Consider the following 24,404-nt stretch of genomic DNA (forward strand, 5'->3'; position numbering starts at 1 on the left):
GCGCCCGCGCGTGCGAGTACCTTGGCAGCATGCGCGGCGGCCCATGCATCCCGCAGCCTGCCACGCTAACTCTTACCCAGCTTCGGGTGGATCTGAGGAGGTACCCCACCGTTCTGCTGGAGGAAACGGCTTGGCGGCCAGGCCAGTGTAGAACGCATGCATTGCGGCAAGGACGTCATTGCGACGGCGTCATCGTGTCGTCTCCCGACAGCAGTACGACCAACCTCCGCTCGTCGAACTGGACCCACCAGACTTCGCCACGTTGCACAAGTCCTCCAGACACATGACGGCAGACAGACGCTGCGCGACCCTGACGCGCTGTGGAGACGGGTGCGGCCACCGTTGATCATCGGTGTATGAAGACTGAAGATCATGCGGTGGCCGCAGGTCACAGCGTAGACCCTGCCCGCTGGCAGGAGGCGTTCGAGGGCCTGATGGCCCAGATCGCGGGCCGGTTCGCACGGGTCGAACCCCGACGTCGGTCGGGCGGTTGGTGCTCGGGCTGCTGTCGGACCTGCCGCGCAAAAACTGCTGGACCATCGCAGAGTGGGCCGAAGAGAGCACCCCGGACGGCATGCAGCACCTGCTCAGGCGGGCCAAGTGGGACGCCGACCAGGTCCGCGACGACGTGCGGGCCTACGTGGTGGAGCATCTGCGGGACGACCAGGCGGTTCTGGTGGTCGGCGAGACCGGCGACGTGAAGAAGGGCACCGACACTGTCGGTGTCCAGCGGCAGTACACCGGCACCGCGGGCAGGATCGAGAACGCCCAGGTCGCCGTCTATCTGGTCCACGCCGGGCAGCGCGGACACGCCGCGGTGGACCGGGAACTGTACGTTCCGCGTTCCTGGACCTCGGACCCCGACCGCTGCCGGGCCGCCGGACTCGGTGACAAGACCGAATTCGCGACCAAACCGCAGCTTGCCGCCCGCGTGGTCACCCGATTCCTGGACGCTGGCCACCGGGCCGCCTGGGTCGCGGGAGACGAGGTCTACGGCGGCAACCCGACGCTACGCGCCGCGCTGGAAGAACGCGGCACCGGCTACGTCCTCGCGGTGGCCTGCTCGCACGAAGTCACCACAGGCGCCGGGAACTTCCGCGCCGACACACTGGCCAGGAAGGTGCCCAAGAGGGCCTGGCAGAAGCTGGCCGCAGGGAGCGGAGCCAAGGGCCACCGCTTCTACGACTGGGCCGTCATCGACCTCACCGACCCCCGGCCCGGGAGCCGGCAGTTGCTGATCCGCCGCAACCGCAGCACCGGCGAACTCGCGTACTACCGCTGCTACTCGCCGGCCGCCGCAGTGCCGCTGACCACCCTGGTGCGCGTCGCTGGATCAAGGTGGCGGGTCGAGGAGTTTTTCCAGTCCGGCAAGGGCCTGGCGGCCTTGGACGAGCACCAGGTCCGCCGCTACCCGTCCTGGTCCCGCTGGGTCACCCTGGCCATGCTCGCGCACGCCTTCCTCGCCGTCGTCCGCGCGAACGAACACGACCGCGATCCCGCACCAGACGCCCTCATACCGCTCACCTGCAACGAGATCCAACGGCTGTTCATCACGCTCGTCATCCGGCCCGCCTTTGACCCGGTCCACCGGCTCGGCTGGTCCGACTGGCGACGCCGCCACCAGGCCCGATCCCAGACCAGCCACTACCGGCGGCAAGCCGCTCGAACGTGAAGATCACGATTTACGGCTGGAGTACTAGGACATAATTGCCGCTTACCCGACAAAGTCTGGCGCGACGAGCTCGTCGTCCCTGGCGTGTAAGTCGGAGGGGCAAGACCCGGGGGGGGTCGGCACCGGACCGGGCGATTTTCTGGTGACGTACGGTCCGGGGCAGTCGTTGCCCGCGACGGCCGACGACAGCGGCGCCTACGGCGGTGCACAGGGCCAAGCACTCGCGCTGTTGAGTCAACGGCGTCGCGTCCGCTCTCAGCCGTTGAAGACCTCGCTGGTTTTGCAGCGTACTCCCGCGAGCGCGTTTGCCGTATGGCTTTGTCCGCTTCAAAGGACAGCGTTTATCCACCGGCTCGGGAGTCGCTCGTTGCTCGGCGGCGGTGTGAATGTTCATGGGTGAAATGACGTCACTGTACGGCGGGAGGCCCGCGCTGTTCGGCTCGGTGGTGCGGCCATCGGCGGGATAGCCGCTGCAAGAGGGGCACGCCTCGGAGCTGAGACGATGGCGAAGGCGACCGCTAACACCCCGGCGCCAGTAGTGGCCGTTCACCGAGCGGTTCGGAGTACGAGCAGGCCGTCCACGACACGGCGAGCGGCCTGCGTCCTTCGTAGCGTTGCGCTGCCTGCCGTCAGCCCTGGCCGGCCGTGCGGCGCCTGCGCGCGATGAACACTGCGCCAGCGCCGACCAACCACGACCGCGAGACCGACACCCGCGACGACGGGAGTGCTGCTCGACGGCGCCGGTCCTGATCGCGTGGCAACATACGCACTGCCCAGCGGGGCGATCGCGTTCTCACGCACCGGTACCTTGCGCGCCGGGGCGCTGCTTCTGGGCGTCGACGACGGCCCGCTGCAGCACGGCGGTGTATTCGAGGACCGTGCCAGGCTTGACGTCGTCGGCCTGCTTGACCTGGACACCGCGGCTGCCGAGATAGGCGTACGTCTTGCGGTCGAAGATCCATTCGGTGCGATCGCCGCTCTGCTGGTCGACGTGGGCCAGGGCGATGCCCTCGCGTCCCGCGGCGTCCTTGGCATGCTCCACCACCACAACCCCAGGGATCTTGGCCGCGGCCCGGTACAGTGCCGCATTCAGCTTCGCCGGTGCGAGCTGCTCCCTGAGCAGGTCGCCGACAGTGGTGAATGCCTGCTGGGCCGGGGAGTTCCCCTGGCCCTTGGTCTCCTTGTAGATCTTCTTCAGCAGGGCGTCCGGGTCGCTGGGCAGCGTCTTGAGGTAGTCGTAGGAGGGGCCGTTCAAGCTGCGCTCGACGTCGCTGTTGAGGGTGATGCCGCCCTTGGGCTGGTAGCCGGGCTCGTCCAGCCAGCCCTGCTTGCCGTCGGGGGAATTCCATACCTCACGAATATGCAGGGGCTGGACCAAGGTCTTGGACTTGTCTGCGTCGGTGTGCAAGACGGAGAGGTAGGAGACCTTGCTCTTGACGTAGATGTACTGGCCCGGGCCGGGTTCGGGCGTCTTGCTGGCCGAGGCGGCGGTGGCGATGTGCTCGACGGTGGAGGCGAGCTGGGCGGTGCTGCCGGGCTCGATGCGCACGACCGGCGCTTCGACCGGGGGCGGGGTGGCCGCGGTCGTGCCGCTGCCCCCGGAACCGGTCAAGATGGTGAAGGCGAATGCGCCGGCCAGGGCGGCGGCGGTGACCGGGACACCGATCAGCAGGACACGGCGTGCCGGGCGGCGGGACGGCACAGGGGCAGGTGCGGTGCGCTGGATCTCGCTCATCAGGTGCTCCTCGAGAAGCAGGTGACGGTCGAGCGACAGGTGCGGGTCTCCCGGCGCCGGCAGCAACCGGGCCAGTTCCGCGTGGTCCAGCGACTCCTCACGCCGAGACTTCTTGCGGATCATTCGGACCTCTCCTCGTACGACTCGTGTGACCGGGCCGCAGAAGCGCGGCCACCCTGTACTTGTCCGTTGCGCGGTAGCGGTTCCCTGCGTTTTCCCAGTTCTTCGTCGGCCAGCTTGCTCAGCCGTTTGCGGGCGCGGGACAGGCGGGAGCGCACGGTGCCGACCGGGACGCCGAGCACGGCCGCCGCTTCCGCGTAACCGAGCCCGGACCACACGCAGAGCGTGAAGACCTCGCGCTCGCTCCGGGTCAGCTTCTTCAGCACCCGCTGGGCGGCGGCCAGCTGGTCGGCATCGGCTATGCGGCCGACGAGTTCGTCGGCGAAGTCCGGGACCGTCTCCTTGGCCTGCAGGCGCTCCAGGGCCCGCCGGTGGCGACGCGCAGCGCGGGTGGTGTTGCGCAGTACGTTCACGGCGATGCCCATCAGCCAGGGGCGCGGGCTGTCGCCCTCGTCCCGCAGCTTGACGCGCAGCCGCCACGCCTCCAAGAAGGTCAGCGAGACGATGTCCTCGGCGACGGTCCAGTCCCCGGTCACGCGCACCGCGTGCCGGTGGACCAGTCGGGCGTGGTCACGGAAGAGCTCGCGGAACGCCTCGGGGTCGCCTGCCCGTATCCGGGTGTGCAATGAGTAGTCCACGTACATCCTTGTCCACGCGGCAGGGCAGGTTCCCGTGGCGTGCGTCACACGGTCAGGAGACATGGGGCTCCGCGGCCAGGCTCGCACATCACGACCGCCGTCTCCGTGGGCTGAGCGGCATCTCGGGCGGCAGCGAGTACTGGGGGGCACAGCAGTTGAGCAGCAGGGCAGGTGGCGTTGTCAGGTTGAATGGAGGTCTTGTCAGGCGATCGCCGACACGACGTGCTCGGCCGCCGCGACACTTGGTCGAGCTTAAGGACATGGTTCGGCTGATGCTGGAAGGTGTGCCCCTGGCGTGGGTTCCCCCGGCCGACATGATCCGGCAGCTGCTCGCTGCGGGTGACGTTCGTTCCCGCGCGAAGGTCCTCGACGACTCCCGGACGGAGATCCTCGCCTCCTACAGCAAGGCCCTGGTCCGTCACCGACGCGCGACTTACCGCGCAGCGGGCCTTGCTCGAGGAATGCGTGCGGATGATCGAGGGCGGCATGTTCAGCGGTGCGCAGGCCCTTGCCGCGAATGTCTGGGACACCCTCGTTCGCGGACTGGCCTTCGCCAACCCGGCGTGGCTCACCGACAAGGGCTGGTGGCCCGGCTACGCCAAGATCAAGCAGAGCGTCCCCACTGTCGACGTAGACGACGACGCCACGATTGGTCAGTTCCGCAGAGCAGCTGTCTTCCTGCCCTTCGCCCAGACATTGGAGGAGTTCCGGCGACAGCACCCCGTGCCGGAAGGCTTCAACCGGCACGCCACCGCCCACGCTGCCGGCGCCGTCCAGTACACCGCTGCCAACGCCGTGATCGCCCTCATGCTCGCTGTCAGCGTCCTGCGCGAGATCGACGACCAGGACTATTCCGTACTGCTGCACGCCTGACAGGGGGACCCTACGATGACCGAGCCGATAGACGCCGTCCCCACGACATGATGAGAGCCGCCACCATGAGGGCCGCTCCGGTGACGCACCCCGCGAAAGTCAGAGCCTGGTTGAAGTCCTTGAAGCCACACCAGCCCACGGGCAGCGCCGTCGCGAGCAGGACCAGCACAACCCATACCATTTCCGTCCGCGAGCATGGGCATCTCAGGCCTCTTCGCCCCATCACGTACGCGCCGGAGCGGGCCCCTGGGTCAGGCCCTGGGGAAGTCGTCACATGATCACCTTCCTGGCTGCACACCGGAATCCGATCACCATGCTCCGATTGATCCACGCGGTGCACTGAGTGATCCACGCGAGCACTGCCCACATTCCGCCGGGATCACTACACACATTCCACCGGTCGGCCCACTCATCCAGCGCCAAAGCCGTGGGGCTGATCAAGAGGTCGGGGGCTTTCTCCCGGGTGAAGGGGCGGGCGCTGCTTTGGGAGCGTCAGACGCTGCATGCGGCTACTCGTCACGGCGACGCGCCGTCCCGACGCCCCGCCGGCGCCGACGGCCTCGTCACGTGCCTGTCCTGCGGACACCGCTACCGCTCCCTCGGGCCCGCATCGCCCGCGCCCACCGCATAACGGCCGCCGAGTACCGGGCCGAACACCGCCGCCCAGCCACCACCGCGCTCATGGCCACCGGAGTTACGCGCCGCCCTGTACAAGCCAGCCACCCCTCCGGCGATGTCCCCTCCCCGCGCGGCCGCCGTCCTCCCGGTCCCCTCCGCCGCCCGGCCCCGCTCGCCGCGCCGGTTCGTGACCGCCGCCCTACGCTCGGGGCATGCAACGCCGCCCGATGCACATGTCTGCCGAGGCCCAGGACGCTCTGCGCACCGCGCTGGAGGAACTCCGCGCGGAGCTGAAGGTCCCCCTGAGCTTCCCCAAGCGCGTACTCAAAGCGGCCGACAAGGCCGCGGGTGAGGCGCGCTTGCCCGACAAGGACGCCACCCACCTGCCGTTCTTCACGATCGATCCGCCGACCTCGAAGGACCTCGACCAGGCCATGCACCTGGAACGGCGGCCCGGTGGCGGCTACCGCGTGTACTACGCCATCGCGGACGTGGCGACCTTCGTCAGGGCGGGCAGCCCTCTGGACATCGAGGCGCACGACAGGATCGAAACGCTGTACTTCCCCGACCTCAAGGTGCCCCTGCACCCGCCCGTCCTCTCCGAGGGCGCGGCCAGCCTGCTGCCGAACAAGGACCGCCCCGCCCTGTTGTGGCAGCACGACCTCGACGCCCACGGCAATCTGACCGACTCGTCCGTGAGCCGGGCCGTGATCCGAAGTCGGGCCCAGCTCGACTACGCCGGCGCCCAGCAGGCCATCGAGAACGGCACGGCGGAGGAGTCCCTCGCCCTGCTGCGCGAGATCGGCGAGCTGCGGGAGGCCGTCGAAATCGCGCACGGCGGCATCTCGGTGAATCTGCCGGACCAGGAGGTCACCCTCGAGGACGGATCGTTCCGGCTGCGCTACGTGGCGACGCTGCCGGTCGAGGGCTGGAACGAGCAGATCTCCCTCATGACCGGGATGTCCGCGGCCCAGATCATGCTCGACACGGGTACCGGCATCCTGCGGACCCAGAAGGAGCAGGCCGATCAGAACGTGATCAAGCGCCTGCACGACATCGCGAAGGCCCTGGGCATCGTCTGGCGGCCCGGCATCTCGTACGCCACGCTGGTCCGCAAGCTCGATCCCCAGAACCAGCAGCACATGGCCTTCCTCACCGAGGCCACGAGCACGATGCTCAAGGCGGAGTACACCGTCTTCCGCGACAACCAGAAGCCGGCGTACACGATGCACGCAGCGATCGCGGCCCCGTATACCCATTGCACGGCTCCGCTGCGGCGCCTGGTCGACCGGTACACCGGTGAGCTGTGCGTGATGGCGTGCGCGGACAAGGCCCCGCCGAACTGGGTGCTCGATGCCCTGTCCTGCATCCCGTGCGACACGGCACGGGGGAAGGGCGGCCTGGCGGACCGGCAGACCGTGGACCTGGCCGAGGCTGCGGTGCTCAAGGACCGCGTGGGCGAGGTGTTCGACGCCGCGGTCATCGACACCGACGCGGAGCGGGGCAGACCGCGCGAGGGCAAAGTGTTCCTGGCCGACCCCGCCGTGCTGGCCAAGGTCGTCTCGACCAACGGCCTGGATCTCCAGCTCGGATCCAGCATCAGGGCCAGGCTCAAGCAGGCGGACCCCGCCGCGGACGAGGACAAGGTCCTCTTCACCGTCCCCTAAAGACGTCGCTTCTTATGGCTACGGTGCGGAGGGGGCAGCTTCAGGGAAGCCCAGTTCGTCCAGCAGCGCGTCGAACAGCTCCTCCACGAAGGTCTTTCGAGCGCGCAGCAGTTCCTCGATCCGAGGCTGCTGCGCCGTGGCCTGGACACTGGCCGCTGAAGCCCACATGAGAGCGCCTTCGGCGTCGGTCGGCACCTCCGCATCGAGCTCTGCACGCTTTTGTCCGATGGCCTCTTCGAACTCCGAGGTAGCTATCCACAGGCTCACGTCGTCCACGTCCTCGGGTTCCTCAACGAGGAGAGCCGCGGCGTTGTCCAGGTTGAGCCATGCCCGCCAGCGGCGCCCGTTGGTGTCCAGGCCGGTCACGAGGGCGACGCTACTGTCGGAAACATCGGCGACGCAGGCCGGCGCACCGGACCACTCGACCAAGGTGAACAGGTACTCGTCATCCCAGACGCCTTGCTCCAACTGCAGGGTCTGCCAGCCGCCCGGTCGCGGCTCCCACTCATGCACGTCGTCCCTCAGCCCTGGACCGATGCTGCCGAACAGGGGTGCTTCCAGCAATGGGCGCTCGCTGCGCGCAAAGACCAGATGACCGGAAAAGCCCATGGAACCTCCTCGTCGAATACCAGCGCACCCTACGAGCCGTCACTGACACCACCGGCGCCGACCGACTGTCGCTCCGACCGACTGGCTCACCGAATCAGCGGCGGTAGCCGATGAGGGATGCGGCTATGCCGACGAAGGCCAGGAAGTGCTCGGCCTTTCGCTCGTAGCGCCGGTGGAGCCTCCGGCAGCCGGCCAGCCAGGACACGGTTCTTTCGACCACCCAGCGGTGTCTGCCCAGCCGCTGCGAGGACTCGACACCCTTGCGGGCAATGCGGTGGCGGATGCCTCGCCGACGGAGCCATCGGCGCAGGTGGTCATAGTCGTAGCCCTTGTCCGCATGCAGTTTCGCCGGCCTGCGGCGCCGGGGGCCGCGGCGGGAGCGGATGGGAGGGATGCCGCGCACGAGCGGTTGCAGGCCCTGGCTGTCGTGCATGTTCGCACCCGAGATGCCCAGGGACAGCGGCAATCCGTTTCTGTCGGTGATCAGGTGGATCTTCGATCCCAGTTTGCCGCGATCGGTCGGATTCGGTCCGGTCAGTGGCCCCGTTACCTTCTTCGTGGCCTCGCAAGGAGGCTCCCGGCCTTCGGCCCCGGTATGACCTGTGCCCCCAGTCGAGATGATCTGTGGAACGTCAGGGAGCCTGGGTGACTGGACAGACAGCGAAGATCACATCGCGTTGCGAGTGCGGCAGCATGGCGGTGCGAAAGGTGAACCAGTTCATCCTCCACGACGAGTTGTGGTGGGACTCGGACTTCTCTTGCGGTCCTGCGGCACCTACATGTCCGTTCCCGGCGCATCTGCAGTCCCGCCAGGTCTGCGATATGAAGTGAACAAGTTCCGGGCGACCTGCGCAGCAAGCTGCCACAGCCAGGCCAGTGCACACATAAATGGCAACCCGAACAGTACGTCGCCCTCACCGAACAAGCCGGACTACGCACGGTCGCCGAACTCCGCCTTTCAGCCGACCAGTTCAGCGGACCAGGCCTGATCGTCATGGCCCAACGTCCCACCTGACGACAAGGCACCAAAGGCGGATCAGGGGCTCATGCCCGGACACACGAAGCCCTCTTCACTCTCAGATGCGCACTCATCCGCTGGCGGCGACTGCGCTCTGTGTTGTCCGGCGCTGTCGGCCAGTCACCCACCGCCAGTCGGTTGAGAACTTCCATCGGGGTGAAGCTCCAGCCGACGAGGCGCAGTCCGCTCCAGTCGATGCCGATCATGTATCCCTCTCGGGCGGCATCAGGCAGATCGCGATCGCGCCAGGCATCCAGGGACATGGTTTCAACAGGTAGCCCATGCCCCCAGATCTCCGCCGCCCTCTGGGCACGGGCCGAAGTCGAACAGTAGGGAAGACTTCGCGTGCCGTCCGCGGAGAGGGGAGCCGGGCTTCCCTCGTCATCCCGGACAAGCCAGACCACCCCGCTCAGACGCGCGTCTCGGAAGAACGCTGCCGCTTGCGAACCACTCTGACTCATGCCACGTGAGCCTAGCGATCCGCGTCTTCAAGCAGCGGGAACACGTTCGTGATGTTCCCCCACGTCGTCGCGCGGTGGTCTTCCGGGAGCACCGTGCCGTCGAACTCAAGCACCGAGTGCGCGTACTCAGCCATCAGCTGGGCCTTCATGACGCCGCTCCTGGTCCCACCGCCACTGAAGAGCACGCAAGTCCCCTGCGCACCGTCAGCGGCTGCGAATCGGCGGAGCAGATCAGGGGGCGATCTCGTCCGTCACGACACTGTGTTTCTCCAACCACGTCGTCTGGTCCGACGCCGGTGCCGTTACCACCGCCGGCGCCTCGATCAAGAGACGCCGGAGAAACGAGGAACCTGGAGTATCCACAGATGATCCCAGTCCTTTCTGAGCAAAAGATCCACCTGTTCGACCGCCCGGGTCAGCGGCGGCGGGACGCGGCCCGCTCCGCCTGCCGGCGCAGGGCAGCGACCCGGGCCGGGCGTCGGCGCGGCGCCGTAACCGGCCGGTTGCGTACCGTCGACAGGGGTGCCGGGCGGGTGCTGTCGGCGTTCTCCTGACCGGACAGGACGAGGACCGCCGCCACGAGGGTCGCCGCCAGCAGGAGGACCAGGTCGACCCATGCGACCCAGTTCCAGCCGTCCTTCCGGCTCGTCTCGTAAGGCGCGGCGACGTCAGTGAAGAGGAGGTAGCCGAAGGCCAGGTACCGGACGTGCATCTTCTTCGATGCCGTGTCCGCGAGGAAGCAGACGGCCACGACGAGAAGGAGAGGAAGGTTGACGTACCAAGCCACTTGCGGCGCCAGTGAAATGAACACCGCAGCCGTGACAATCGTGCACATCTGATACCCCCCGTATCTCGATCAACGGGACCTTAGCAGCGGTAGCCCCCGGACCAAGTGGGCTCGGACAAAGGGAAGTCGGCGGTGTGGCCACCGGAGATGCCCGACCGTCCTCGGTGAGCCGCGCCGCCTCCGCGCCGCGTACGGCCATCGGCGCTGCCCGGTGGCGGCGCCCTGTGGGCAGATCCCTCGCGGATCAGCGGGCGATCGAGAGCGCGAAAGGCGCGAATCCGCTGGACCGGATCACGTGCGGTACGAACAGGATCGCGGCCTCCGTGGCGCGGGCGGTCCGGATCCCGCCGAGATCGGTGATCCACTCCCTGCGCCAGCCGAGGCTGGCGAGCAGTTCGCGGACGATCCGCTTGGCCTGCGGGTCCTCGCCGGAAAGGAAGGCGTCGGGCGCCCGGGTGAGCGTGGCCGGCGCGGTCATCACCGGGAAGAGCATGGTGTTGAGCGTCTTGACGACGCGTGTTTCGGGGAGTGCTTCCTGGAGTTGCTCGGCGAGGCTCGAGCCGGGGTAGATCAGGTCGGCGGGCAGTCCGTCCGGTCCGTCGAGGGCGGCGTTGGAGACGTCGACGAGGATCTTGCCGCGCAGTTCCTCGCGCAGGGCGACGAGCCGGTCCAGGGAGCCGACGCCCGGCGTGGCGTTGATGACGATCTGGGCTGTGCGGGCGGCGTCGGAGGCGGCACCCGGCGTGCGGTCCGCCACCTCTACCTCGTGGCCTGCGCGGGTGAGGGCTGCGGCCAGGTTGCCGCCGACGCGGCCGTTCCCGAGAACTGTGATCGTGGGCATGATGATCTGTCCCTCCGTGCGTGCGGGTTGTGGTGCGCGGTCAGCGTGAGAGGGTGGCGACGGCCTCGGCATGGACGCCGGGCGCGGCGGCCAGAAAGCCCTCGCTCAGCAAGGTCCAGGGGCGGCCCTCGGCGTCGGAGATCTGTCCGCCGGCCTCGGTGACGAGCAGCGCGCCGGGCAACAGGTCCGCGCGGGCGCCGGCGAACTGCCAAAACGCGTCGATCCGGCCGGCGGCCACGTTCAGCAGGTGCAGGGTCGCGGGCACGGCGGTGCGGACGACGAGTGCGTCGAAGAGCATCGCGGTGATCGAGGAGCCGACGCGCCGTACGACGCTGTCGTCCTCGTCCGGCCGGGCCTGGCTGGTGGCCACGATGCTCAGGCCGAGGTCCGCGGTCCGGGAGACGTGCAGCGGCCGGCCGTCCAGGTGGGCGCCCGCGCCGGTGAGGGCGGTGTAGGTCTCGCCGGTCAGCGGCAGGTGGACCGCAGTGAGCACCGGCTGGTTCTCGCGCACGAGGGTGGCGGTCACCGCCCACTCCGGAAGGGCGTGCAGGTGGTTGATGTTGCCTTCGGCCGGATCCACGACCCACCATTCGCCGGGCGGCAGCGCGCCGCCGTCCAGCTCGTCCTCCACCCATCCGGCGTCCGGGCGCAGGTGCTTGAGGCGGGGGCGCAGGATGTCGAGGGCGGTGTCGTCGTTGGCGGCGAGCGCGCGCATCAGCTCTTCGCGGGTCCGGTAGCGGACCACCTCGCCGAAGCGCCCGCGCAGCGCCGAGCCGGCCGCGCGCACGGCGGTCGCTGTCCGGCCAAGCAGGTCGGCGTCCGAGGCGGCGACGTCGGTGGTTCGAAGCGTTTCGGGCATGGTGAACTCCCATGTGAGCGGGGGGTGATGAGGCCGTCCGGGCCGAGTCGTGCGCTGTGTCCAGCGCTCTGGTCTCGACGGTATCCAGCCCCTTGATTAACCTCAAGTGCATGTAAAGCACGGCTAGGATTACTCTCATGCAATTGGATCTGAACCTGCTGGCCACGCTCGACGCGCTACTGGAGGAGGGCAGTGTGGCGGGCGCGGCCGCACGCCTGCATGTCACCGCCCCCGCGATGAGTCGGAGCCTGGGCCGGATCCGGCGTACGACCGGGGATCAGATCCTGGTGCGCACCGGCCGCACGATGACCCCGACGCCGTACGCGATCGCCGTACGGGAACAGGTGCACGAGCTCCTTCACCAGGTGCACGGGGTGCTGGCACCGAGCCGTGAACTCGATCTGGCGGCACTGCAGCGCACTTTCACCCTCCGCTGGCACGATTCCCTGGTCGCCTTGAGCGGCCCGGCGCTGCTCGCGGCCGTGCGTGCGGAGGCGCCGGGCGTGCGCTTGCGCTTCGTTGCGGAATCGAGCATCGACACACCGGGGTTGCGGCGCGGCGAGGTGGACCTGGAGGCGAACGCCGGCGACCCGAGCGCACCGGACATCCATACCGAGAAGGTGGGCGAGTCCCGCCTCGTCATCGTCGTGAGGCAGGGGCATCCCCTCACCCGTGGCGGGACCGTCACGGCGGATCAGTACGCCGCCGCCGAGCACGTCACCGTCTCGCGACGGGGCAACCTCGGCAATGCCATCGACGACGCCCTCGTGCGGCTCGGTCTCACCCGCCGCGTGGTGGCGACCGCACCCACGGAAGCGGCCGCGCTGGAGTTCGCGCGCGGTTCCGATCTCCTGATCAGCGCCCCCGAAGCCACCACGCGGTCCGCGGTCGCCGACCTCGGCCTGGTCGTGCTCCCCCTACCGCTCGAACTGCCGCTCGCACCAGTCTATCTGTCGTGGCATCAGCGCTACGACACCGACCACGCCCACGCCTGGTTGCGCGGGCTGGCGCGAACCGCGCTGACCATGCGCGGCGCTTCATAGTCGGCGCCGTCCGGCCGCTTCACCCCCACGTCCACGCGGCCGCCTTGGTGACGCACGGCCGGCCGCTGCACGCACCCCCACCGGGGGTGGTCGTCTCGGACGCGTGTGAGTGGTCATGAAGTAGGGTCGGTGTATCGGAGTGGAACGTGCTCTGGACCGTGCAGACAGCCGGTTGGGGAGTACGCGCCCACGCAGTGTCGGACGATCCGCCACTCCTTCCGCGGAAGGAGTGCGTCATGAGGGCAGTGCGGTTCTGCCGGTTCGGCGGTCCGGAGGTCCTGGAGATCGTCGATCTCCCCGATCCCCGTCCGGTGCCGGAGAGATACGGATCAAAGTGCGTGCCGCGAGCATCAACGCCGGCGATTGGAAGAAGCACCAGGGGCCTGATGGACCAAGAACTGCCACCGACCCTGGGGTACGAGGGTGCGGGTCTCGTCGACGAGATCGGTGTCGGTGTCTCGGATGTCACGGTCGGCGACCGGGTTTTCGGAGCCTCGCCGTACGGAGCCGCCCAGGCGGGGTTGGCCGTGCTGTCGCATTGGGCCCCGATCCCGGACTCGCTGGACTACGCGAGGTCTTCAGCGATTCCCGCGGCAGCCGAGACGGCAGCGCGCTCGCTCGACCAACTCGGCGTCACAGCGGGCAGCTCCGTGCTCGTCAATGGGGCATCCGGCGGGGGAAGGTTTCGAGTCCGGGCTCCAGCGCGCTCTATCTCCACGACCTTGTCATCAGTCACCAGATCACCCTCTCAGCCCAGAGAGGCGGAGACCAGTGCCTTCTAGGGGCCGCAAGTACACGAACGCTTCCTCTGTTCCCCGCCCCGCTCGCTGTCGCCGCCGCGGCCGGCGGTCCTACCTGGGCCCGCGCGGGGGCCCAGGGTCTCGCGGAACTCCTTGCCGGAATCGGCGTCATGCTCTTCTACGTCAACCTCAACTCCCTGCAGACCGCGGTCATACCGGACGGCATGCGCAGTCGGGTGGGCCGGCGACTACAGCACGGTCAACTACGGTATCCGTCACATCGGCGCTCTCGTCGGAGGCATTCTCGCCACCGTCACCGGGCTCAGGACAACCCTGATCACCGCTGCCGTCGGAGGAGCGCTGTCGCTGCTCTGGCTGCTCCCCTCACGAGACCACGCATTCGCTCTCTGGTTGACAGAGAACCACTCCTTGCCGATCGGCGGCACCCAGGCTGATAGTCAACCGGCGCCTCAATGACAGGTAGCCCGAGATCGACGCCCACGTCGAACTGGGCACTCCTGCGGGCATCGTGAGTAAACGGACACACGCATTCACGGATCAGCAGAGAAAAGCGCGGCGCTATCAGCTATGGCTTGCAGTCGAAGATCGACGCCCTCACGGTCTCCGAGCGCGAACTCCTGGCGCTCATCGGCGCCGGGCGAACCAACCAGCAGATCGGCGATGACCAGTCAGGAGCCGGCCGCGGGGTTCGGTGCGCACGTGGTGCCGACGCTGGTGATAGCGCCGCGATCGACGGCGCAATGGCTGGTGACCCGCACCTGTGGCGAGCTGCACCCCGCCCTGGAGGCAGAGGGCTTGGAAGCATGGCCTGGGAATATCCAGGATAGCGCGAGGTATCCTCCTCGACGCAGCCCACTGCTGGAGCGACGCCGGCCAGCACGACCGCGCTCTCGCCCCGCAGCGGGAGGCAGCACCGTGGGAGAGCCTTCCTGGCGCGCCACCATGGTCGGCCGCAATGGCCTCGTCGAGTACTTCGCCAGAGCCGCGTCCTTCTCGAAAGCCCGGCCGCCGCATACATCACCGGGTCGACGCTCCTCGTCGGCGGCGGACTCCCGGTGCACCGCTGTACACGTGTCACGCCCCGCTTGTGTGGCGGTGCTCCCGGCTGCGCACGAGACTGGAAAGTGCCAGGTCCTGAAGGCAACGACGCGTGGCGAGACGGGGTGACACATGGTGAGGCACATATCGGAGACTATGGGAGCGTGGGAGGTGGCGGAGCCAGGCCCCGTGGAGGCGGCGCCGCTGCGCTTCGTCGAGAAACCCGTGCCGGTTCCAGGCCCCGACGAACTCCTTGTACAAGTGCGCACCTGTGGCGTGTGCCGGACCGATCTTCACGTCATCGAGGGCGATCTGCCGGTGCACCGGCCCCATGTGACACCAGGTCACGAGGTGGTCGGTCTGGTGATGGCCATGGGTGAGGCAGTCACCGGGTACGCGGCCGGGGACCGGGTCGGTGTTGCCTGGCTGCGGCACACGGACGGTACGTGCGCGTACTGCCGGCGCGGGAATGAGAACCTCTGCCCGGACTCGCAGTACACCGGCTGGGACGCCGACGGCGGCTACGCTGAGTACACGACCGTTCCGTCGGCTTTCGCCTATCCGCTGCCCGGCGGTGTCGAGGATGTCGCACAGTCTCCACTGCTGTGCGCGGGCATCATCGGCTATCGCGCGCTGCGGCGGGCATCGCTGCCCCCGGGCGGGCGACTCGGGCTGTACGGGTTCGGAGGCAGCGCCCATCTATGCGCCCAGGTGGCGCTCGCGCAGGGCGCGGTAGTGCACGTTCTGACACGTGGCGAGGCGTCACAGCGGCTCGCGCTCGAACTGGGCGCGGCGTCCGCCGGCGGAGCCTACGACATGCCGCCGGAACCGCTCGACAGTGCGATCCTTTTCGCACCGGCCGGCGAATTGGTCCCGATCGCGCTGCGTGCCCTGGATCGCGGCGGAGTACTGGCGGTCGCGGGTATCCATCTCACCAACACACCGCCGCTGGACTATCAGCGAGAGCTGTTCTACGAGAAGGAGTTGCGCAGCGTCACGTCCAACACCCGGGCGGACGGCCGCGAGTTCCTGGCGACGGCTGCGCGCTACGGGGTCCGTGCCACCACCCACCCGTGTCCCCTGTCCCAAGCGCCGGACGCGTTGAGGGACTTGAAGACGGGCCGGTTCGACGGAGTAGCGGTGCTGGTCAACGACATTTCGGGCCCGTCATAGCCGTCCCAGACGGGCGTCTCCCATGCTGCGACAGGGGCGGCTGATGCATTTCGACGGGGCGACGATCTTTTGGTACTCGCCGACGAAGGCGCAGCCCTGAGCGACATCGCTCCGAGGGAGCTCATCTCCGTCGCCGATGACGCAGGGAACAGGGTCACCGTCAGCGTCCTGGGGCGCAATGCCAAGTGGGCTGCCGGGATCGATGCAGAGATCGTCGTCGGGACGCCCTTCGTGTCGAGCCCACAACGGCCTGACGACTGGCGGCCCTTGGTCACGTGCTGTGAGTGACGCACGAGGTCTGGACAGGCTCCCGGGGGCGTGCTGTCATGCTTCCGGTTCCTCGTTTCCAACGTTGTAAGTCACCTCTAGCCCCGGTAGGCCCTCGACGCTCGCGCACCATCGGTCGGGCAGGCGGACAGCAATGGCCGTCCGCCCGGCCGTACTCGCTGAGACGCAGTGACAGGAGGATTTGTGAGACGAAGTAAGCCATGGCACCCCCTGGGTCCCGGTCGTCGGCGCCGGCGCGTGCTGGCGTCGACGGCAGCGGCCATGGGCCTCGTCGGCGCGCTGTTCGTGGGTCCCGCCGTCGCCAGTCCTGACAGCGGCTCCGACACGGCCGCCCAAGGCTGGACGCCCAAGACGCCACCGCTCACGACTCCGTGGACGGACGAGGTCGGCCCGGACAACGCCCACCCGGAGTATCCGCGGCCGCAGTTGACGCGTAAGCACTGGCAGAACCTCAACGGCGTATGGCAGTTCGCCGGCGCCCAGGCCGGTGACGCGCCGCCCTTCGGCAAGAGTCTGGACGAGCGCATCCTCGTGCCGTACCCGGTGGAGTCGGCGCTGTCCGGCATTAAGCGCCACGAGGACCGGATGTGGTACCGCCGGACCTTCACCGTCCCGCGCAGCTGGACAGCTGTGCCCGGCCAGCGACTCCTCATGCACTTCCAGGCCGTGGACTACGACGCCAAGGTCTGGGTCAACGGCCACCAAGTCGCCACCCACCGAGGCGGCTACGACGCGTTCTCCGCGGACGTCACCGACGCGCTGAAGGGCGCCGGCCCGCAGGAGGTCGTAGTCGGCGTCACCGACGAGACCGACAAGACCTGGCAGCCGGTCGGCAAGCAGCGCAATGTGGCCGACCGCGGCATCTTCTACACCTCGAACTCCGGCATCTGGCAGACCGTCTGGATGGAGCCGGTGTCCACCGGGCACATCGACTCGCTGCGCACCACGCCGGACCTCGACACCGGCACCGTGTCCGTCACACCGCGCCTCACCGGCGCGGACGGCATGACGGTGCAGGCGACGGCGTACGACGGCGACGAGGCCGTGGGTAAGGTCACGGGACCGGCCGGGTCGACGCTCAAGGTGCCAGTCCCGCATGCCAAGTTGTGGAGCCCCGACTCGCCGTTCCTGTACGACCTGCGGGTCCGACTACTGCGGGGCGGCAAGCCGGTCGACGACGTGGGCTCGTACTTCGGGATGCGCGAGATCGGCACCGCGAAGGGCTCCGACGGCAGGATGCACATCACGCTCAACGGCAAGCAGACGTTCCTGCTATCCACGCTCGACCAGGGGTTCTGGCCGGACGGCATCTACACCGCACCGACCGACGCGGGCCTGAAGTTCGACCTGGCCGAGCACAAGCGGCTCGGCTTCAACACCGTCCGCAAGCACATCAAGGTCGAGCCCGACCGCTGGTACTACTGGGCGGACAAACTCGGCCTGATGGTGTGGCAGGACATGCCGTCGATGAAGGTCGACTTCTCCAAGTCCCGGGCCGAGAACACCCCGCCCGAGGACGCCCGGCAGGAGTTCGAGCGGCAACTGCACACCATGGTCGACCAGCACGCCGGCTGGACCTCGATCATCGGCTGGATACCGTTCAACGAGGGGTGGGGCGAATGGAGCCGTGAGGCCACCGGCCGGATCGCGGACGACGTGGCCAAGCAGGACCCGAGCCGCCTGGTCAACGCCCACTCCGGGGTCAACTGCTGCAACTCGCTGGGCGACTCCGGCAAGGGTGACGTCGTCGACTTCCACCAGTACGTGGGGCCCGCCTCACCCGTACCGGAGGGACGGCGCGTGGCCATCGACGGCGAGCACGGCGGCTTCGGCCTCGAGGTGCCCGGCCACATGTGGTTCGGCGACGGCGGCGCATACGAGATGGAGCCGGACTCGGCGACGCTGACCCGGCGCTACGTCGAGAACCAGCGCGACCTGCTCACCGCCGCCCGGCAGTGCGGCATCTCGGGCAGCGTCTACACCCAGATCACCGATGTCGAGCACGAGGTCAACGGCTTCTTCACCTACGACCGGCAGGTGAAGAAGATGGACTTCGACCAGGTGCGGGACATCAACGAGAAGGTGATCAAGGGCGCCGACGGCTCCGCCCCACCGCCGCAGTTCCCACCCGGGACACCCGGCCTGACCGGTAAGGGCGCCTGGCCCCTGGACGAGGGCAGCGGGACGGTCGCCAAGGACGCAGCCGGTGACCATGACCTGAGCCTGCGTCAGGGCGCCACCTGGGGCACCGGCGCATCCGGCGGGGACCTGCAGTTCGACGGGGTCGACGACCACGCCGAGACGGCGGGACCCGTCCTCGACACCTCCGGCAACTTCACGGTGTCGGCGTGGGTCAAGCTGGACCGTCTCGACGGCTGGCGCACCGCGGTCGGCCAGGACGGGGAGGTCCAGTCGGCCTTCTTCCTGCAGAAGACCGGCGACACCAACAAGTTCGCGTTCAGTACGAGCGGCGGGCGCGCCCTGTCGACGTTCACGCCGCAGACCGGCAAGTGGTACCACCTGGTGGGCGTGCGGAACGCCGAGACGGGCGAGCACTCGCTCTACGTCGACGGTTTGAAGCAGGGCTCGTTCAGTCAGTGCCTGAACCCGGCGTCCGACGGCCCGCTCTCGGTCGGCCGGGCTCGCTTCAACAGCGGCAAGGTCGACTTCTGGCCGGGCGGTGTGGACCAGGTGCGCGTCTGGGACCGGGCACTCAGCAGCGACGAGATCTCCCAGCTGTACGCCTCGGGCAAGTAGCCGAGCGAACACCTCCGCGAGGCCGGGCGGCGCTGTGCCGCCCGGCCCTCGTCCGCCCCGGGTCTGCCGACGGCCTCCGTTTCGAGCTGTGTGACGTCACGTCGCACAACAGGCCGGCATGTCTACGGTGTCGAGCGACAAGGCACAGGCACTCAGACCTGACCACGCTGGGGCGGTGAGAGCTTCCGCGCACGTCACCCATGGGCCGCCGAGCAGAACGAGGGGGTCCGTCGGAAAGTAGCGGGCATGGGACAAGCCTGCCCGCGAGCTGTCGACTTGAGCAGGCACTTGACCCGTCCCCGTCGAGCGGACGCAGGGCGCCTGGTCTCCGCGGTGGCGGCTTGTCGCAGTGGACGGGACGGTCTTCGACGTTCCGGACTCCGCGGCGAACGCTCAGTTCTCTGGGCGTGCTGGCACCATGCGCGGGTAGAGCCGCAGTGCGTATCCTCAGGCGAGGATGGCGTCCTGACCGAGTGCGCCACACACCGTGGTCGGCTTTCTGATCAGCGAGCTATCCCGCCGCCTCCCATATAGAGGGCCAGCTTCCCGGTGCGCTCGAAACTGTCGCCGTAGAGCCGGGTGACGCCGACGGTCGACAGACCCTGGTCCGCGCCCGGCAGCAACCATGCGGAGCTACGAATCTTGTCGTCGCCCGGCGCGGCCACCGTCAGGTCGGCCCGGTGGTCGCCGTCCATGTCGACGAGGCGCACCGACATACCGAAGGCGGCCCGTGCGCTCTTCTTGCCGCCGATGTCGCCCACATCGATGATCTGGGCCCCCGCACCGGTCGGACCGTGTGGACCACCCAGCAGGAACAGCACCTGTTCCGGGCCCGTCTTCGCGTACTTCTTGCTCCGGGGTGAGCCGGCCACCACGTCCGCGTAGCCGTCACCGTTGACGTCGCCGGTGTCCAGGGAGGTGAAGGCGGCGTCCTCATCCTGGGGTTCCTCGCCGGGTACACCCGGGGTGTCTCGGTCGATGGTCGTCGACCGTTTTCTCCTCCCAGGCCCGGCCTTGGAGCCATACACGACGGTCACCGAGCCATGACGCCCCTTGCCGCGCCGGGGACTGAGCACGAGGTCCGCGATGCCGTCCCCGTCCATGTCACCGACCGCTCCTGCCGCCGCGTCGGGGAGGTCGATGTCATCTGGTTGAGCGAGGCCGCCGCCGCGGGTGTGGAAGTAACTGACCGGCCAGCGCTCCCCGAAGCGGGCTGTGCCGAGGGGCTCGTCGTGGTGGAAGGCCATCAGCTCGTCGGCACCGTCACCGTCCAGATCTCCGGCGACGAGGTCACGGTAGTTCGCGGTGTCGATGTCTTTCGCGGGCTGCCTCGGTGCGGACACCGGGCCGGTGCCCGCCGGGGAGCCGTCGTGTTGGAAAGGTCCCTTGAGCAAACCCTTGCGGGAACCGAGCCCGAAGACCAGATCGGCATACCCGTCCCCGTCGAAGTCACCAGCGACGAGCTGCTCCTGCAGGATCGGTTCCAGCGCCCAGGAGACGTGGCTGCCGTCCGTCCCCGGCACCCGGACGCCACTCTTCAGCCCGTCCGGGGAACCCCACATGATGATGACACTCGGTTTCCAGTCGAAGACGGCAGCGGCAAGGTCGGTGTACCCGTCCCCGTCGAAGTCGCGGGCCACCACATCGGTCCCGAAGAACGCCTCGTACCGGGCCTTCCCCGGTATCCCCGCCTCGTTCTGCGTGAGGTACTGGCAGCGGGCGAGACCGGTCCCGTCGCCCGATCCGTACGCCACCGCGATGCTGCCGCCGCCACTGGCGTTCTCCACGTCGCCCAGTGCCCCCATGGCCAGGTCGGGGTGGCCGTCACCGTCGAAGTCAGCGGCGGGCGCGGCACCGGCCGGCACCTGGGCGCCCTTCGCCGGGACGTCGGAGGGCGCGCTGCCGTGAACCACGGTGTGACAGGTGCGGGGTGCGGCGATGCCGTGGCGTCCGGACTGACCCAGAACCACTTCGACCGCGACGACGACCGCGACGACAGGCGCACCGCCCGCGATCACCCACCGACGTTTGCCGCCACACCTCCGCACAGCCCCCTGCTCATCATCTTCGACGTCCATGTGATCAAGCACGTCTCGACGGTACCCACTGGTTCCGGACGCCTGTGTGCGGACGGATCACCGACTTCAGCACCGTAGCCCGCGCTCAGCCGGTCGAGGGCGATCCGCGCCGCTTCGGGAGGCGCCACGGCACACCAGGCTTTCGCATCAGCCCACAGCACTCTGTCTCCTCGCCGAGCGACCTTTCGGGTGCGGTCGCCGAGGATCTCGCGCTGTACCGGGATAAGTTTCGGCGGCGTCTGCCGGAGTCGCTGGAGGAGTTGCGCGGTCCGGCGCGGGGGATCGTGGAGCTGCCGCTACACGTGGCTTGGTCGGGGATGACCTCGCACGACCTGGGCAAGCCTCGTCAGCGTATGGGCCTGTACCGCACTGTCCTGCACGAGGGCCGGCGCGACGATCTGCCCCAATTCCTCAACCTGGACCTTCTCCTGCAGATGTGGCCGGTGCTGCGCACACTCGTCGGTCGCACCGTGCGCTCCGTGTGGGAAGAGGCGTTCCCCCAGCTCGCCGCCCGCGCCCAGGCAGCGGCGTGACGGAGATGCCGGCATCGTCCTCAGGATGCTGGACGCTCGGCGGGGTGTCGGTGGCCGTCCAGCCGCGTGCGTGCAGAGCCCGGACAACAGCGACGAGATAGGGGCGCGCCCGGCGGCCACGCAGCACGGACGCAGCACGCACACTCGCACGACGAGTCAGGCCGGCCGGACAGCCGAGCACAGCAGCGGCCTCTGCGGCCATCACCCCACGCTCCTCCATTGCCAGTTGGTCAGATGGCTACGGCCGCCGTAGGCGAGGATCACGTCCGTCACGCGACGCCATGCAGACCGAACCCGGCCTTCACCGCCTTCACCCCGGTGTCGGCCTTCGGTCGGGGAGGCAGCTCCTTGCCGTCGGCCAGAGCCATCTGCCTCACCGTGGCTATCCGGCACCCCGGCATCCGCAGCGCATCGGCCCGCCGGCCCTTCGGGCGGTTCCCGGCATCAGTACTGGGCCGACGGGTCCTCGGTCTCCTCGTCATCGGGCCCCTGGTGTCCCTCCACCAACTGCTCGATCTCCTGGGGAACCCCGTACAGCGCGTCCAGAACCAGACCCCACGCCCGGCCCCGCAGCTCCTCCGGCACCTCGTTCTCGATCTTCTCCGCGAGCGTGTCGATCTTGGAGTGGGCGTCATACTCGGTGCCTGTGGTCGGTGCGGTCACCACTGCCCACACCAGCCGGCCCACCCCGGCCGCCGCTCGGCCTATGCTGCCGAGCACCGAGCCCACATCCATCTGCACTCCCTCCCCTGACGGTTGTTGTCCTGGCGCAACGAGGACCACCTCAGTATGCGGGGCAGGGACACGTGTTGTTCGGCGAAAGGCTCGACGACCAGGGCAACCCCCGTGCCGTACGACCGCTCGGAGATCGTTCTGTATGGCGTGCGGATGTCCTTCTACCACCGGTGGATGGAGGTCGCCACGATCGGCGCACCGACCCTGGCCATGCCGGCCGGGTTCGACGAGACGGGCCTGCCCATCGGACTGCAGGTCATCGCACGCAAACACGACGACTTCTCCCTCATGGATCTCGCCCACGCCTGGGAACAGCAGACCGGCTTCGCCCGCGGCACCCTGCCGGGACTGCTCACCGCTTGATCCACGGGCCGGCAGCGGTCGCCCTGCGCCAGATGGGCAACCGTTCGCGATCGGCAGGAGTCTAGCGATCGGGGACTGTTCCCTCGGAGACACCGTCCGTTCACTCGCGCCCCCAGCAAAGGATTTCTCCGTGCCGACACCCTCACCAGCCCGTCGCATCTTCCGGTCTTCTGTCGCCGCCCTCGGCGCAGCAGGTCTTATGGCACTGGCCACCGCACCTGCGGCCTACGGCGAGGAGAACACCCCCGACCTGGTCGTCGGGGGCATCGCGCCGGTCAGCGGGCTGAGACCGGGAGACGGCATCGACGTTGCGGCCACCGTGGCGAACAAGGGCACGGTGACGGCCGAGAAGGTGTGGGTCGCCTACTCCGTCACCCGAGGACTCGACTTCGCCCAGGTGCCCTCCAACTGCCAGGTGCAGCACGTGCGGCCCTACGACGAAATGCCCGAGCGGTGGACTGCGGTGTGCACCTTCGACCAGGCGGTGGAACCCGGCGCCGTCTACACGACCGACAGGCCCCTGGGCGTCACGGCTCTGGACCGCGCGCTCAGCGACGAACTGCGCCTGCGCGTCGAGAGTGCTGATCCGGGAGCTGATGACAACGGCAGTGACCCGGTGGCGGGAACCGCATCGCCGGTGAAACTCGTTGCGACGGAGGCCGGGGGCGTGGGGTCGGCGCGCATCGTCGACGTGCCCGTCACCACCGTGAACACGGCCGACTACCAGGTGAGGGGTGCCGCACTGAGGGGGAGCGTCGGGGACACGGTCACGATGAAGGTGAAGTTCACCAACGCCGGACCCGCCTGGGTGTGGCCCAGGGAAGGGGACAAGGCCGTCCGCGTGGTGATCACTCCTCCCACCGGAACGTCGGTCGTCAAGCGCGGCACCTTCTGCCGGGCCGAGGATGGAGCGTACGTCTGCGGCATGCGGTCGCTCTACGAAGGCAGCGGGGAGACCTACACCTTCGACTTGCGCATCGACAAGCGGGTGCCCGGCGCCAAGGGGTCCATAGCCCTGAGCACCGAAGCCCGGCCGTTCGATCCCGACAAGGCCAACGACCAGGCCGACATCACCCTGGACGTCGCGGGCGGTGGCTCCTCCGGCTCGGCAGGCGGCTCGGACGGGTCGGGTGGCGCCGACGGAGCGGTGGGCGGCTCGACCAGCGGCACGGACGGGTCGGCAGGCGGCTCGAACGGCTCGACGGGCACCTCGACCAACGGGTCGGACGGCGGATCGTCCTCCACGGTCACCGGCGGGACGGCGAACAGCGGGACGACGAGCGGCGGCAACCTCGCGGAGACCGGCTCCTCGGCGCTGCCGGCCGCCGGCGTGGCAGCTGCGGTGGTAGCGATGGGAGCCGGCGTGCTGCTCGTCCAGCGCCGTCGCCGCGCCCAGCGGCCCGACTGACCTCTTGCCGATCTGTCCGTGGGCGCCTGGCCCGGTCCAAAGGCGGTGAGCCGGTGCGGGTGCCCACGTCGAGGCGTCGACCGTCTGCCGCTGGACATCGTCACGACGCGGGGATCGCCTGCAGATGCTCGACCTGTGGTGCAGCGGCGAAGTGCGGTCCGGCCAGTGTGCGCCATCGGGCGTAGCCCTCTGAGGCACGGAAGGTGACGGTGTGGTGCTCGACCGTCGTCCATCGGACCAGGAGCCGGTAGCACGAGGGGTGTTCGACACTGCGGTGCAGCTCGGCTACGTGGCAGCCCTCGGGGAGAAGAACGGCAGGGCCTGCACGA

At 68.6% G+C, this 24,404-nt stretch carries 19 protein-coding genes and 4 pseudogenes; 11 read left to right on the top strand and 12 right to left on the bottom strand.

The features are described 5' to 3' along the window. Window positions 1–196 precede the first annotated feature (196 nt). Window positions 197–268 (bottom strand): annotated as a pseudogene (locus ACFVVO_RS34895) (type II toxin-antitoxin system PemK/MazF family toxin); the annotation flags it as partial. A gap of 166 nt (window positions 269–434) precedes the next feature. On the opposite strand from ACFVVO_RS34895, the pseudogene ACFVVO_RS34900 reads away from it, so the two are divergent. Next, window positions 435–1,672, top strand: a pseudogene (locus ACFVVO_RS34900) (IS701 family transposase). A 793-nt stretch (window positions 1,673–2,465) separates the two neighbouring features. On the opposite strand, the gene ACFVVO_RS34905 reads toward ACFVVO_RS34900, so the two are convergent. After that, entirely contained in the window at window positions 2,466–3,530 is a 1,065-nt protein-coding gene (locus ACFVVO_RS34905) for a CU044_5270 family protein (protein WP_390060461.1), read from the bottom strand. Beyond that, window positions 3,527–4,171, bottom strand: coding sequence for an RNA polymerase sigma factor (locus ACFVVO_RS34910; protein WP_390060463.1), 645 nt, complete (start codon window positions 4,169–4,171; stop codon window positions 3,527–3,529). Before ACFVVO_RS34910 ends, ACFVVO_RS34905 begins: the two co-directional genes overlap by 4 nt. A 459-nt stretch (window positions 4,172–4,630) precedes the next feature. On the opposite strand from ACFVVO_RS34910, the gene ACFVVO_RS34915 reads away from it, so the two are divergent. Together ACFVVO_RS34915 and ACFVVO_RS34920 are read left to right on the top strand one after the other, a co-directional pair. Continuing rightward, complete coding sequence (locus tag ACFVVO_RS34915) at window positions 4,631–5,038, top strand: hypothetical protein (RefSeq protein ID WP_390060465.1); 408 nt, start codon at window positions 4,631–4,633, stop codon at window positions 5,036–5,038. An 830-nt stretch (window positions 5,039–5,868) separates the two neighbouring features. Further along, a complete protein-coding gene (locus ACFVVO_RS34920; protein WP_390060467.1) occupies window positions 5,869–7,323 on the top strand; it encodes an RNB domain-containing ribonuclease in 1,455 nt (484 codons plus the stop codon). An 18-nt stretch (window positions 7,324–7,341) separates the two neighbouring features. Here the strand turns inward: ACFVVO_RS34920 and ACFVVO_RS34925 are convergent, their stop codons facing one another. From ACFVVO_RS34925 to ACFVVO_RS34955, 7 genes and pseudogenes are all read right to left on the bottom strand, one after another. Further along, a complete protein-coding gene (locus ACFVVO_RS34925) occupies window positions 7,342–7,932 on the bottom strand; it encodes a hypothetical protein (protein WP_390060469.1) in 591 nt (196 codons plus the stop codon). Between the two features lie 94 nt (window positions 7,933–8,026). Beyond that, window positions 8,027–8,485, bottom strand: a pseudogene (locus ACFVVO_RS34930) (IS5 family transposase); the annotation flags it as partial. Window positions 8,486–8,976: 491 nt separating this feature from the next. Continuing rightward, window positions 8,977–9,411, bottom strand: coding sequence for a DUF2750 domain-containing protein (locus ACFVVO_RS34935; RefSeq protein WP_390060470.1), 435 nt, complete (start codon window positions 9,409–9,411; stop codon window positions 8,977–8,979). A gap of 11 nt (window positions 9,412–9,422) precedes the next feature. Beyond that, window positions 9,423–9,641 carry an ElyC/SanA/YdcF family protein gene (locus tag ACFVVO_RS34940; protein WP_390060563.1) on the bottom strand — a complete coding sequence of 73 codons (219 nt, stop codon included), beginning with the start codon at window positions 9,639–9,641 and terminating at the stop codon, window positions 9,423–9,425. A gap of 185 nt (window positions 9,642–9,826) precedes the next feature. Next, window positions 9,827–10,162 carry a hypothetical protein gene (locus tag ACFVVO_RS34945; protein ID WP_390060471.1) on the bottom strand — a complete coding sequence of 112 codons (336 nt, stop codon included), beginning with the start codon at window positions 10,160–10,162 and terminating at the stop codon, window positions 9,827–9,829. A 280-nt stretch (window positions 10,163–10,442) separates the two neighbouring features. Then, a complete protein-coding gene (locus ACFVVO_RS34950) occupies window positions 10,443–11,039 on the bottom strand; it encodes an NADPH-dependent F420 reductase (protein ID WP_390060473.1) in 597 nt (198 codons plus the stop codon). A 40-nt stretch (window positions 11,040–11,079) separates the two neighbouring features. Then, window positions 11,080–11,898: an inositol monophosphatase family protein gene (locus ACFVVO_RS34955; RefSeq protein ID WP_390060474.1), complete on the bottom strand. Its 819-nt coding sequence runs from the start codon at window positions 11,896–11,898 to the stop codon at window positions 11,080–11,082. A 137-nt stretch (window positions 11,899–12,035) separates the two neighbouring features. Here ACFVVO_RS34955 and ACFVVO_RS34960 point away from each other — a divergent pair, with 137 nt between their 5' ends. The 5 genes and pseudogenes from ACFVVO_RS34960 to ACFVVO_RS34980 all read left to right on the top strand — a co-directional run bounded on the left by ACFVVO_RS34960 (window position 12,036) and on the right by ACFVVO_RS34980 (window position 18,958). Beyond that, a complete protein-coding gene (locus tag ACFVVO_RS34960; protein ID WP_390060476.1) occupies window positions 12,036–12,941 on the top strand; it encodes a LysR family transcriptional regulator in 906 nt (301 codons plus the stop codon). A 236-nt stretch (window positions 12,942–13,177) separates the two neighbouring features. Beyond that, window positions 13,178–13,615: pseudogene (locus ACFVVO_RS34965) on the top strand (zinc-binding alcohol dehydrogenase family protein); the annotation flags it as partial. A 1,281-nt stretch (window positions 13,616–14,896) separates the two neighbouring features. Next, window positions 14,897–15,913, top strand: a complete 1,017-nt coding sequence (locus tag ACFVVO_RS34970; RefSeq protein WP_390060477.1) for a zinc-binding alcohol dehydrogenase family protein — start codon at window positions 14,897–14,899, stop codon at window positions 15,911–15,913. A gap of 69 nt (window positions 15,914–15,982) precedes the next feature. After that, window positions 15,983–16,201 carry a DUF5959 family protein gene (locus ACFVVO_RS34975; protein ID WP_390060479.1) on the top strand — a complete coding sequence of 73 codons (219 nt, stop codon included), beginning with the start codon at window positions 15,983–15,985 and terminating at the stop codon, window positions 16,199–16,201. Between the two features lie 183 nt (window positions 16,202–16,384). Further along, window positions 16,385–18,958, top strand: coding sequence for a LamG-like jellyroll fold domain-containing protein (locus tag ACFVVO_RS34980; RefSeq protein ID WP_390060481.1), 2,574 nt, complete (start codon window positions 16,385–16,387; stop codon window positions 18,956–18,958). A 503-nt stretch (window positions 18,959–19,461) separates the two neighbouring features. On the opposite strand, the gene ACFVVO_RS34985 is transcribed toward ACFVVO_RS34980, so the two are convergent. Beyond that, window positions 19,462–20,976: an FG-GAP repeat domain-containing protein gene (locus ACFVVO_RS34985; RefSeq protein WP_390060483.1), complete on the bottom strand. Its 1,515-nt coding sequence runs from the start codon at window positions 20,974–20,976 to the stop codon at window positions 19,462–19,464. A gap of 206 nt (window positions 20,977–21,182) precedes the next feature. On the opposite strand from ACFVVO_RS34985, the gene ACFVVO_RS34990 reads away from it, so the two are divergent. After that, window positions 21,183–21,569, top strand: a complete 387-nt coding sequence (locus tag ACFVVO_RS34990; protein ID WP_390060565.1) for a hypothetical protein — start codon at window positions 21,183–21,185, stop codon at window positions 21,567–21,569. 444 nt (window positions 21,570–22,013) lie between these two features. On the opposite strand, the gene ACFVVO_RS34995 is transcribed toward ACFVVO_RS34990, so the two are convergent. Next, window positions 22,014–22,304 carry a hypothetical protein gene (locus ACFVVO_RS34995; RefSeq protein WP_390060484.1) on the bottom strand — a complete coding sequence of 97 codons (291 nt, stop codon included), beginning with the start codon at window positions 22,302–22,304 and terminating at the stop codon, window positions 22,014–22,016. Window positions 22,305–22,457: 153 nt separating this feature from the next. On the opposite strand from ACFVVO_RS34995, the gene ACFVVO_RS35000 reads away from it, so the two are divergent. Together ACFVVO_RS35000 and ACFVVO_RS35005 are read left to right on the top strand one after the other, a co-directional pair. Then, on the top strand, window positions 22,458–22,667 hold the full coding sequence (locus ACFVVO_RS35000) for an amidase family protein (protein ID WP_390060486.1): 210 nt from the start codon (window positions 22,458–22,460) through the stop codon (window positions 22,665–22,667). Window positions 22,668–22,866: 199 nt separating this feature from the next. Further along, window positions 22,867–24,075, top strand: a complete 1,209-nt coding sequence (locus tag ACFVVO_RS35005; protein ID WP_390060488.1) for a hypothetical protein — start codon at window positions 22,867–22,869, stop codon at window positions 24,073–24,075. Window positions 24,076–24,404 lie beyond the last annotated feature (329 nt).

This window comes from Streptomyces sp. NPDC058145 (assembly GCF_042884245.1).
Taxonomy (GTDB): Bacteria; Actinomycetota; Actinomycetes; order Streptomycetales; family Streptomycetaceae; genus Streptomyces.

Bases quoted from the DNA above. Each gene is read 5' to 3' on its own strand.
- ACFVVO_RS34905 (WP_390060461.1), bottom strand. From the start codon at position 3,530: ATGATCCGCAAGAAGTCTCGGCGTGAGGAGTCGCTGGACCACGCGGAA.
- ACFVVO_RS34910 (WP_390060463.1), bottom strand. From the start codon at position 4,171: ATGTACGTGGACTACTCATTGCACACCCGGATACGGGCAGGCGACCCC.
- ACFVVO_RS34920 (WP_390060467.1), top strand. From the start codon at position 5,869: ATGCAACGCCGCCCGATGCACATGTCTGCCGAGGCCCAGGACGCTCTG.
- ACFVVO_RS34925 (WP_390060469.1), bottom strand. From the start codon at position 7,932: ATGGGCTTTTCCGGTCATCTGGTCTTTGCGCGCAGCGAGCGCCCATTG.
- ACFVVO_RS34935 (WP_390060470.1), bottom strand. From the start codon at position 9,411: ATGAGTCAGAGTGGTTCGCAAGCGGCAGCGTTCTTCCGAGACGCGCGT.
- ACFVVO_RS34950 (WP_390060473.1), bottom strand. From the start codon at position 11,039: ATGCCCACGATCACAGTTCTCGGGAACGGCCGCGTCGGCGGCAACCTG.
- ACFVVO_RS34955 (WP_390060474.1), bottom strand. From the start codon at position 11,898: ATGCCCGAAACGCTTCGAACCACCGACGTCGCCGCCTCGGACGCCGAC.
- ACFVVO_RS34960 (WP_390060476.1), top strand. From the start codon at position 12,036: ATGCAATTGGATCTGAACCTGCTGGCCACGCTCGACGCGCTACTGGAG.
- ACFVVO_RS34970 (WP_390060477.1), top strand. From the start codon at position 14,897: ATGGGAGCGTGGGAGGTGGCGGAGCCAGGCCCCGTGGAGGCGGCGCCG.
- ACFVVO_RS34995 (WP_390060484.1), bottom strand. From the start codon at position 22,304: ATGGATGTGGGCTCGGTGCTCGGCAGCATAGGCCGAGCGGCGGCCGGG.
- ACFVVO_RS35000 (WP_390060486.1), top strand. From the start codon at position 22,458: ATGTCCTTCTACCACCGGTGGATGGAGGTCGCCACGATCGGCGCACCG.
- ACFVVO_RS35005 (WP_390060488.1), top strand. From the start codon at position 22,867: ATGGCACTGGCCACCGCACCTGCGGCCTACGGCGAGGAGAACACCCCC.